This window comes from Streptomyces sp. NPDC020192 (assembly GCF_044388685.1).
In the GTDB taxonomy this organism is placed as follows: domain Bacteria; phylum Actinomycetota; class Actinomycetes; order Streptomycetales; family Streptomycetaceae; genus Streptomyces.
In genome coordinates, this window is sequence record NZ_JBIRXG010000007.1 from 332,949 (window position 1) to 342,765 (window position 9,817).

General features: G+C 69.2%; 10 protein-coding genes and 1 pseudogene. 3 read left to right on the top strand and 8 right to left on the bottom strand.

Annotated elements, in window-relative coordinates; genetic code table 11:
- Window position 1 precedes the first annotated feature (1 nt).
- A complete protein-coding gene (glmS, locus tag ACH47Z_RS16955; protein WP_399074192.1) occupies window positions 2–1,849 on the bottom strand; it encodes a glutamine--fructose-6-phosphate transaminase (isomerizing) in 1,848 nt (615 codons plus the stop codon).
- A 157-nt stretch (window positions 1,850–2,006) separates the two neighbouring features.
- Between glmS and coaA the strand changes: the two genes are divergently transcribed.
- Entirely contained in the window at window positions 2,007–2,993 is a 987-nt protein-coding gene (gene coaA, locus ACH47Z_RS16960; RefSeq protein WP_399074194.1) for a type I pantothenate kinase, read from the top strand.
- Between the two features lie 47 nt (window positions 2,994–3,040).
- A pseudogene (locus ACH47Z_RS16965) lies at window positions 3,041–3,448 on the top strand (hypothetical protein); the annotation flags it as partial.
- A gap of 17 nt (window positions 3,449–3,465) precedes the next feature.
- On the opposite strand, the gene ACH47Z_RS16970 reads toward ACH47Z_RS16965, so the two are convergent.
- The 4 genes from ACH47Z_RS16970 to rplM all read right to left on the bottom strand — a co-directional run bounded on the left by ACH47Z_RS16970 (window position 3,466) and on the right by rplM (window position 6,637).
- Window positions 3,466–3,987 (bottom strand): hypothetical protein, encoded by a 522-nt coding sequence (locus ACH47Z_RS16970; RefSeq protein WP_399074196.1) that lies wholly within the window; start codon window positions 3,985–3,987, stop codon window positions 3,466–3,468.
- Window positions 3,988–4,104: 117 nt separating this feature from the next.
- Window positions 4,105–5,463, bottom strand: a complete 1,359-nt coding sequence (glmM, locus tag ACH47Z_RS16975) for a phosphoglucosamine mutase (protein WP_399074198.1) — start codon at window positions 5,461–5,463, stop codon at window positions 4,105–4,107.
- Between the two features lie 175 nt (window positions 5,464–5,638).
- Window positions 5,639–6,151 (bottom strand): 30S ribosomal protein S9, encoded by a 513-nt coding sequence (gene rpsI / locus ACH47Z_RS16980; protein WP_399074200.1) that lies wholly within the window; start codon window positions 6,149–6,151, stop codon window positions 5,639–5,641.
- A 42-nt stretch (window positions 6,152–6,193) separates the two neighbouring features.
- Entirely contained in the window at window positions 6,194–6,637 is a 444-nt protein-coding gene (rplM, locus tag ACH47Z_RS16985; RefSeq protein WP_399074202.1) for a 50S ribosomal protein L13, read from the bottom strand.
- 298 nt (window positions 6,638–6,935) lie between these two features.
- On the opposite strand from rplM, the gene ACH47Z_RS16990 reads away from it, so the two are divergent.
- Window positions 6,936–7,817: a hypothetical protein gene (locus ACH47Z_RS16990; RefSeq protein WP_399074204.1), complete on the top strand. Its 882-nt coding sequence runs from the start codon at window positions 6,936–6,938 to the stop codon at window positions 7,815–7,817.
- 1 nt (window position 7,818) lies between these two features.
- Here the strand turns inward: ACH47Z_RS16990 and truA are convergent, their stop codons facing one another.
- The 3 genes from truA to ACH47Z_RS17005 all read right to left on the bottom strand — a co-directional run.
- The gene (truA, locus tag ACH47Z_RS16995) at window positions 7,819–8,673 is read right to left on the bottom strand and encodes a tRNA pseudouridine(38-40) synthase TruA (RefSeq protein ID WP_399074206.1); all 855 of its coding nucleotides are present in this window, start codon (window positions 8,671–8,673) and stop codon (window positions 7,819–7,821) included.
- 72 nt (window positions 8,674–8,745) lie between these two features.
- Window positions 8,746–9,240, bottom strand: coding sequence for a 50S ribosomal protein L17 (gene rplQ, locus ACH47Z_RS17000; protein WP_399074208.1), 495 nt, complete (start codon window positions 9,238–9,240; stop codon window positions 8,746–8,748).
- A gap of 85 nt (window positions 9,241–9,325) precedes the next feature.
- Window positions 9,326–9,817, bottom strand: a 492-nt coding sequence (locus tag ACH47Z_RS17005; RefSeq protein WP_350895554.1) for a DNA-directed RNA polymerase subunit alpha C-terminal domain-containing protein, incomplete at its 5' end; no start/stop codon positions are given.

Genomic DNA, 9,817 nt, shown 5'->3' on the forward strand with positions numbered 1-9,817 from the left:
CCTACTCCACCGTGACCGACTTCGCCAGGTTCCGCGGCTGGTCCACCTCGTTGCCGCGCGCGGTGGCCAGTTCGCAGGCGAAGACCTGGAGCGGCACGGTCGCGACCAGCGGCTGGAGCAGGGTCGGGGTGGCCGGGATGCGGATCAGGTGGTCGGCGTAGGGGACGACCGTCTCGTCGCCCTCCTCCGCGATCACGATCGTGCGGGCACCCCGCGCCCGGATCTCCTGGATGTTGGAGACGATCTTGTCGTGCAGGACGGACCGGCCGCGCGGCGACGGTACGACCACCACCACCGGCACGTCCTCCTCGATCAGCGCGATCGGCCCGTGCTTCAGCTCGCCCGCCGCGAAGCCCTCGGCGTGCATGTAGGCGAGTTCCTTGAGCTTCAGGGCGCCTTCCAGCGCCACCGGGTAGCCCACGTGCCGGCCCAGGAACAGCACCGTGTTCTTCGACGCCAGCGTGCGGGCCAGGGCCCGTACCGGCTCCATGGTCTCCAGGACCCGCTCGACCTCGACCGAGATCCGGGACAGGTCCTTGATGACCGCCTGGATCTCGTCGCCCCACTTGGTGCCGCGCACCTGGCCCAGGTACAGCGCGACCAGATAGCAGGCCACCAGCTGGGTCAGGAACGCCTTGGTGGAGGCCACGGCGACCTCGGGCCCGGCGTGCGTGTACAGCACCGCGTCCGACTCGCGCGGGATCGTCGAGCCGTTGGTGTTGCAGATGGCCAGCACCTTGGAGCCCTGCTCACGGGCGTGCCGCAGCGCCATGAGGGTGTCCATGGTCTCGCCGGACTGGGAGATGGCGATGACCAGGGAGCGGCCGTCCAGGATCGGGTCCCGGTAGCGGAACTCGCTGGCCAGCTCCACCTCGCACGGGATGCGCGTCCAGTGCTCGATGGCGTACTTGGCGATCAGACCGGCGTGGAAGGCCGTACCGCAGGCGACGATGACGACCTTGTCGATCTCGCGCAGCTCGGAGGGCGTGATCCGCACCTCGTCCAGGGTGAGGGAGCCCGACGGGTCGATACGGCCGAGGAGCGTGTCGGCGACCGCCTTGGGCTGCTCGGCGATCTCCTTGAGCATGAAGTAGTCGTAGCCGCCCTTCTCGGCGGCGGAGGCGTCCCAGTCCACGTGGTAGCTGCGGACCTCGGCCGGGCGGCCGTCGAAACCGGTCACCGTGACGCCGTCGCGGCGCAGCTCCACCACCTGGTCCTGGCCCAGCTCGATCGCGGAGCGGGTGTGGGCGATGAACGCGGCGACGTCGGAGGCGAGGAAGGCCTCGCCCTCCCCCACGCCCACCACGAGCGGCGAGTTGCGGCGCGCGCCCACGACCACGTCCGGCGCGTCGGCGTGCACCGCGACCAGCGTGAACGCGCCCTCCAGCCGACGGCACACCAGCCGCATGGCCTCCGCGAGGTCCTCGGTCGCCGAGAACTCCTCGGCGAGCAGGTGGGCGACCACCTCGGTGTCCGTCTCGGAGGTCAGCTCATGGCCGCACTCGGTCAGTTCGGCGCGCAGCACCGCGAAGTTCTCGATGATGCCGTTGTGGACGACGGCGACCCGGCCCGCGTTGTCGAGATGCGGATGGGCGTTGGCGTCGGTCGGCCCGCCGTGCGTGGCCCAGCGGGTGTGACCGATGCCGGTCACGCCCGTCGGCAGCGGCCGTTCGACCAGTTCCTTCTCCAGGTTGACCAGTTTCCCGGCCTTCTTGGCCGAGGCCAGCCCGCCCTCGGCGAGCACGGCAACACCCGCCGAGTCGTAGCCCCGGTACTCCAGCCGCTTCAGCCCGGCCATCACGACATCGAGCGCCGACTGTGACCCTACGTATCCCACGATTCCGCACATGCGCCGCAGCCTACGGTCCATCAGCGGCCCGAACAGGCCTCTGCCTGCCCGAAATCAGAAATTCCCACCGTCGTACGAGGGCCTCCTCGCTCGGAAGTGGCCGGATGCGTGACGGAGCCCACCCGACAGCTCGTTCAAACTCCGTTAACAATGGACTGTGATCTCACCGGTCTCCTCGAACAGGAGCGCCCACCGGCACAGGCCGGAGGCGACCCCCTACGTCGACCTCACCCGCGCCGAGTGGAGCGCGCTGCGCGAGAAGACGCCGCTGCCGCTCACCGCCGAGGAGGTGGAGAAGCTGCGCGGCCTGGGCGATGTCATCGACCTGGACGAGGTGCGCGACATCTACCTCCCGCTCTCCCGGCTCCTCAACCTCTACATCGGCGCCACGGACGGACTCAGAGGGGCGCTGAACACCTTCCTCGGCGAACAGGGCTCCCAGTCCGGCACCCCGTTCGTCATAGGCGTCGCCGGCTCGGTGGCCTGCGGCAAGTCCACCGTCTCCCGCCTCCTGCAGGCCCTGCTCTCCCGCTGGCCCGAGCACCCGCGCGTGGAGCTGGTCACGACGGACGGCTTCCTCCTGCCCACCCGGGAACTGGAGGCCCGCGGCCTGATGTCGCGGAAGGGTTTCCCCGAGTCCTACGACCGCCGGGCCCTGACCCGCTTCGTCGCCGACATCAAGGCCGGCAAGGACGAGGTGACGGCCCCGGTCTACTCCCACCTGATCTACGACATCGTCCCCGACCAGCGCCTCACGGTCCGCCGCCCCGACATCCTGATCGTCGAGGGCCTCAACGTCCTCCAGCCCGCCCTGCCCGGCAAGGACGGCCGCACCCGGGTCGGTCTCGCGGACTACTTCGACTTCAGCGTGTACGTCGACGCGAGCGCCGAGGACATCGAGCGCTGGTACCTCAACCGCTTCAGGAAGTTGCGCCAGACGGCGTTCCAGAACCCCAACTCGTACTTCCGCAAGTACACCCAGGTCTCCGAGGAGGAGGCCCTCGACTACGCCCGCACCCTGTGGCGGACGATCAACAAGCCCAACCTGGTCGAGAACATCGCCCCCACCCGGGGCCGGGCCACCCTCGTGGTCCGCAAGGGTCCGGACCACAAGGTCCAGCGACTGCGGCTGCGCAAGCTGTAGGGCGGCTGATCGAGAGGACGGTCGGCACCACCCACCTCGTGGTCCTGCCGGGCGAGGGCGCGGACGCGGTGCTGTGGGAGGGCCTGACCGAGGCCACCCACGAGGAGTCGACGCTGCCGGTCACCTACCTCGCCTTCATCACCCTGGCCACGATGATCGCGGCCTGCGGCGTCGTACTGGACAACGCCATCCTGATCGTCGGTGCGATGGCGGTGGGCCCGGAGTTCGGCCCGCTGGCCGGCATCTGCACCGCCCTGGAGGGCAAGCGCCCCAACACGGCGTTCGTCTACGCCCCCGACCTCGCCTACGGCGAAACGAAGCAGACCATCGGCTCGAGCGACCAACTCCTGCTGAACCTGCTGGGCATCGTCCTGGCGGGCACACTCACGCTGCTGGCCCAGAAGGGGCTGTGGGCCAGACAGCGTGAGCGTACGGCCGGGCCGAACGGCCGCTGAGCGGGGCCGGAGGGCGGCTAGAAGCCCCGCACCTCACAGTCCGGGGCGATGTTGTCACCGGGGTCGGCGGACACCACGTCGAAGCCGCCGTCGCAGGTCACCGTGTCGCCGCCGACGCCGTCGTGGACGTTGATCACGTCGTTGCCACCGCCGCCGTGGATGACGTCGTTGCCCGTACCCGCGTTGATGACGGCACGGATGGTGGTGTTGTTCGTGACGGTGTCGTCCAGGTCCCCCACCGATATCGAGAGCTGGCCGACCGTACCGGCCGGCCCGCAGCCGGCGCGGGTGGCGGACAGCTGGGTGCAGCCCGGTCCAGCGACGATGCCGGACAGATCCTCCATGATCAGCTGGCCGCCGGACACACTGGCCGTGACCTGGTTCTGCACGCCGGAGCGCGCGCTGAGCACGACGCTGCCGCTGGAGCGAACCACCGTGGAACCGGGCGCCTGGGCGGCGGAGGCCGGTGCCGCGAACGCGGTGACGACGAGTCCCGCGACCAGGGCCGGACCGGCCGCACGCCGCAGAGTGCCGCTCATGGTCTTCATGCTGTTCCCTCTTCCGTCGAGCAGGTGCCGCGCCATGAGGCCCCGACGGCAAGTCAAACAACCAGTGACCATACGTGCACTCTTTGTTACTCCACCGAGCGCCCGGACCTACCCCAACGCCGACTTCACGGCATCGGCCAGCCGCCCGGCCACCGACCGAGCCTGCTCGATGTCCGCGGCCTCGACCATCACCCGCACCAACGGCTCGGTACCGGAAGGCCGCAGCAACACCCGCCCGGTCTCACCGAGTTCCCGCTCGGCCTCGGCGACAGCGGCAGCGAGATCCGCGGACGTCTTCACCCGCGCCTTGTCCACGTCCGGCACATTGACGAGCACCTGCGGCAGCCGCTCCATCACCGAGGCGAGCTCCCGCAGCGAACGCCCGGTCTCCGCGACCCGAGCGGCCAGCAGCAGACCGGTCAGCGTGCCGTCACCGGTCGTCGCGTGGTCGAGGATGATCACGTGCCCGGACTGCTCGCCACCGAGGGCGTACCCGTGCTCCTTCATCTCCTCGAGCACGTACCGGTCACCGACAGCCGTCTGCACGAGCCGGATCCCGGCCCGCTCCATGGCGAGTTTGAACCCGAGGTTGGACATGACGGTGGCCACCACCGTGTCGGCCCGCAGCGCGGAGCGCTCTCGCATGGCCAGCGCGAGCACGGCCAGGATCTGGTCGCCGTCGACCTCCTCGCCGGTGTGGTCCACGGCCAGGCAGCGGTCGGCGTCACCGTCGTGCGCGATGCCGAAGTCGGCCCCGTGCTCGACGACCGCGGCCTTCAGCTGGTCCAGGTGGGTCGAGCCGCAGCCGTCGTTGATGTTGAGCCCGTCCGGTTCGGCACCGATGGTGACGACCTCGGCGCCCGCCCGGGAGAACGCCGCCGGCGAGACCCCCGAGGCCGCGCCGTGCGCTTCGTCCAGGACGATCTTCAGGCCGTCGAGCCGGTTCGGGAGGACGGACAGCAGATGGGCGACGTACTTCTCGAAGCCCTCCTCGTACGACCGCACGCGCCCCACGCCCGCACCCGTCGGCCGCTCCCACGGCTCGCCGTGCCGGTGGGAGTCGTACACCGCCTCGATCCGGTTCTCCAGGTCGTCGGCGAGCTTGTGGCCGCCGCGGGCGAAGAACTTGATGCCGTTGTCCGGCATGGCGTTGTGGCTGGCGGAGAGCATCACGCCCAGGTCGGCGCCGAGCTCGCCGGTCAGGTACGCCACCGCGGGCGTCGGCAGCACGCCGACACTCAGCACGTCGACGCCGGCGCTCGCGAGGCCCGCGACCACGGCCGCCTCCAGGAACTCACCGGACGCGCGCGGGTCCCGACCGACCACCGCCGTCGGCTTGTGGCCCTCGAAGGTGCCCGCCTCTGCCAGCACATGCGCCGCGGCGACGGAGAGGCCGAGCGCCATCTCGGCGGTCAGATCCGCGTTGGCGACACCGCGCACGCCGTCCGTGCCGAAGAGTCGTCCCACTTGTCCTCCTGAGGAAACTGCGATCACACAAGCCGCCCAGCGGCTGAGCGTCTTGTGTCGTTATACGCCCTTGGCTGGGATAAACGAACGCCCCGACGGCACAGGTGGTGTGCCGCCGGGGCGATCGGCGTACGTGGGGCGAAAGCCCGTGATACGTACGAGCAGGCAGCGAAGCTTAGCGCTTGCTGTACTGCGGGGCCTTGCGGGCCTTCTTCAGACCGGCCTTCTTGCGCTCGACCGCACGGTCGTCGCGCTTGAGGAAGCCGGCCTTCTTCAGCGGGCCGCGGTTGTTGTCGACGTCGGCCTCGTTCAGCGCACGGGCGACACCGAGACGGAGCGCACCGGCCTGACCGGAGACACCGCCACCCGCGATGCGGGCGATGACGTCGTAACGGCCCTCGAGCTCGAGCACCTTGAAGGGCTCGTTGACTTCCTGCTGGTGCACCTTGTTCGGGAAGTAGTCCTCGAGGGTGCGACCGTTGATCTTCCACTTGCCGGTGCCCGGGACGATCCGGACACGGGCGATGGCGTTCTTGCGGCGGCCCAGGCCGGCGGCCGGCTGGGGCTCACCGAAGCGCGAGGCGAGGGACTCGGAGGTGTACTCACCCTCCAGCGGCACCTCGGACTCGGTGGTGTAGCTGTCGATGTCGATCTCTTCGAGCGGCTGCTCGGCAGTGGTCTCGGCCACGATTCTCCTCAGATTCTCTTCAGTCTTAGGGGGTGGCCGGACTTACTGCGCGACCTGGGTGATCTCGAACGGCACCGGCTGCTGCGCAGCGTGCGGGTGCACGTCACCCTTGTAGACCTTCAGCTTCGAGAGCATCTGACGGCCCAGCGTGTTCTTGGGGAGCATGCCCTTGACGGCCTTCTCGATGGCCTTCTCGGGGTTCTTGTCGAGCAGCTCGTCGTAACGGACGGAGCGCAGACCACCCGGGTAACCGGAGTGGCGGTACGCCATCTTCTGGGTCCGCTTGTTGCCGGACAGGTGCACCTTGTCGGCGTTGATGATGATGACGAAGTCACCGGTGTCAACGTGCGGCGCGTAGATCGGCTTGTGCTTGCCCCGCAGGATGGAGGCGGCGGTGCTGGCGAGACGGCCCAGGACAACGTCCTGAGCGTCGATGACGTGCCACTGGCGCGTCACATCGCCGGGCTTGGGGCTGTACGTACGCACGGTTCGTAGCCTTCGCTTCGAGTGAATGGTCCTGAACAGGTCACCGAAACGATCACGACAGCCTTGACCGCACCGCGGTGACGCAAACCGCGTGCTGATCGCTGGTCATCGGCCCGGTGGACCGGTGTAAGGGCCCGTCCCGTGAGAATGAGCAAGCCAATACACAACGAAGAAGCAGGTTACCCGCAGGCCCCCGGCAGGGTCAAAACGAGGGCGATACCCGTCATGTCGGCGGACAAACGTCACATGCCGCCGGACGCGCTCCAGCACCCTTCGGGCCCCGTCTAAGATGCGCCCCATGAGTTACGGCGGGCAGGGGGGACCCCAGTCTCAGTGGGATCCCTGGAAACCGAATTCCCAGCAGCAGCCCTGGAACAGCGGCGGTGACGACGGGACCCCGGACTGGGCCGCGCTCGCGGAGGCCTCCGAGTCCCGGAACAAGCGCCGCAGACTGCTGTTCATAGGCGGCGGCGCCGTCGCCACGATAGCCGTCGGCACCGCCGTCGCCATGGCCGTCGTCTCCGCGAACGGCGACAACAACGCCTCGGGCACCCCGACCAACCTGCCCGCCAGCGCCTCCGTGCCGCGCGGCTCGGCCACGCCGTCCTTCGCCCCCACCAGCGCCCCGCCGCCGCTGGACCCGAGGGACTTCATCAACACGGCCCAGAAGGACAAGGCCCCGATCAGCGCCGACACCCTCTTCCCGGGCACCCAGCTGACCATGGGAAACACCGTGTACAAGAAGGGCGCCACGGCCGACACCACGAGCTGCGCCTCGGCGGCCGGCGGCAAGCTGCCGCAGATCCTCACCGCGAACGGCTGCACCCGCCTGATCCGCGCGACCTACACCGACGGCGGCGTCGCGGCCACCGTCGGCGTCGCCCTCTTCGCCACCCAGGACCAGGCCACGAAGGTCAAGAACCAGGCCGCCAAGAACGCCATGGTGCGCTCCCTGCCCGGCAAGGGCGTCAAGGACTTCTGCAACTCCGCGATCTGCCTGACGACCGCGAACTCCGTCGGCCGCTACGCCTACTTCACGACCGTCGGCTTCACCAACGGCAAGAACGTCACCAAACAGGACACCCAGGTCTTCAGCACCGGCAACGACCTGCAGCAGTTCACCTTCAACCAGATCTACCGCCGCGGCCAGGCCCAGGCGTCCGCGGCGGCGAACCGGTAGCTCAGCAGCATCCCGCCGACGGAAGCGAGCGCTTGTTCCGCGCCTCCTTGTTGCGCGCGGCCAGCAGTTCGTCGGCGGGGTAGCCGACCTCCTCCAGGGTCAGCCCGTGCGGCCGTACGACGTGCACGGCGGAGTCCCGTACCCCCGCGGCCAGCACCTTCCCGGGCCACTCCGGCCCGCGGTGCCCGTCCCCGACGAACAGCAGCGCGCCGATCAGCGAGCGCACCATGTTGTGGCAGAAGGCGTCGGCCCGGACGGTCGCCGTGATGATGCCGTCCTCGCCCTTGACCAGGCTCAGCTCCTGAAGGGTCCGGATCGTGGTGGCCCCTTCCCGCTTCTTGCAGTAGGCGGCGAAGTCGTGCTCCCCGAGCAGCTGCCGCGCCGCCTCGTTCATGGCGTCCACGTCGAGCGGCCAGTCGTGCCAGAGAACGTGGTTGCGGAGGATGGGGTCGACACCGCCGGGGTTGTCGGTGACCCGGTAGGCGTACCGGCGCCAGACGGCGGAGAAACGGGCGTTGAAGCCGCTCGGCGCCGGCCGGAGGGCCCACACCCGCACGTCCTTCGGCAACCGCCCGGCGAGCCGCTTGAGCAACTTCTGGTTGTGCTCCCGCCAGACCCCGTCGGGCAGATCCACGTGCGTCACCTGGCCGCGCGCGTGCACCCCGGCATCGGTCCGCCCGGCGACGGTCAGCTCGAACGTCTCCCGCGACCGCGTCACCGTCCGCAGCGCGTCCTCGAGCTCCCCCTGCACGGTCCGCTTGCCGCCGGCCTGCTTGGCCCAGCCGTGGAAGTCGGTGCCGTCGTAGGAGACGTCGAGGCGGACACGGACGTACCCGGGCTGTACTTCGTCACTCACTCCTGGATCCTCTCGAGAAACGCGGAACGGGCCCGCCCCGAGGGGCGGACCCGTTCACTGCAAGGCAGAGCCTCAGGCGTCCTTGGACTCCTCGGCAGCGGCCTCCTCGGCCGGAGCCTCGGTGGTCTCCTCGACCTTGGCCTCCTCGGCCTCCTTGACCGCACGCTTGGTGGCGGCCTCGGCCTCACCGGTCGCCTGCTGGGCAACCGTCAGCGCCTCGACCAGCTCGATGACGGCCATGGGCGCGTTGTCGCCACGGCGGTTACCGATCTTGGTGATGCGGGTGTAGCCACCGGGACGGTTCTCGTACCGCGGGCCGATCTCGGTGAAGAGCGTGTGGACGATGCTCTTGTCCGTGATGACCTGGAGCACCTGACGGCGGTTGTGAAGGTCGCCCTTCTTCGCCTTGGTGACCAGACGCTCGGCGTACGGACGCAGCTTGCGCGCCTTCGCCTCGGTGGTGGTGATACGGCCGTGCTCGAAGAGCGCCTTCGCGAGGTTCGCGAGGAGCAGCTTCTCGTGCGCGGCGCTGCCGCCCAGACGGGCACCCTTGGTGGGCTTCGGCATTGTTCTTCTCCTGTGTGTCTGCCCCGGCCGTGTCAGGTACCGGGGTCAGGAACCCGGTGAGCGGATGCTCACCGGCAACGACCGATCAGTACTGCTCGGTCTCCACGAAACCCGCGTCCGCGTCGTCGTCGGCGCCGAAGGCGTCGGCAGCGGCCGTGGGGTCGAATCCGGGCGGGCTGTCCTTCAGGGCCAGGCCCATGCCGGCCAGCTTCGCCTTGACCTCGTCGATCGACTTCGCACCGAAGTTACGGATGTCGAGGAGGTCCGCCTCCGAGCGGGCGACGAGCTCACCCACGGAGTGGATGCCCTCACGCTTGAGGCAGTTGTAGGAGCGGACCGTGAGCTCCAGCTCCTCGATCGGCAGCGCGAGGTCGGCGGCCAGGGCGGCGTCCGTGGGGGACGGGCCCATGTCGATGCCCTCGGCGTCGATGTTCAGCTCGCGAGCCAGACCGAACAGCTCGACCAGGGTCTTGCCGGCGGACGCCATGGCGTCACGGGGACGCATCGCCTGCTTGGTCTCGACGTCGACGATCAGCTTGTCGAAGTCGGTGCGCTGCTCCACACGCGTGGCCTCGAC

Bases quoted from the DNA above. Each gene is read 5' to 3' on its own strand.
- glmS (WP_399074192.1), bottom strand. From the start codon at position 1,849: ATGTGCGGAATCGTGGGATACGTAGGGTCACAGTCGGCGCTCGATGTC.
- ACH47Z_RS16970 (WP_399074196.1), bottom strand. From the start codon at position 3,987: ATGAGCGGCACTCTGCGGCGTGCGGCCGGTCCGGCCCTGGTCGCGGGA.
- ACH47Z_RS16990 (WP_399074204.1), top strand. From the start codon at position 6,936: ATGAGTTACGGCGGGCAGGGGGGACCCCAGTCTCAGTGGGATCCCTGG.
- rplQ (WP_399074208.1), bottom strand. From the start codon at position 9,240: ATGCCGAAGCCCACCAAGGGTGCCCGTCTGGGCGGCAGCGCCGCGCAC.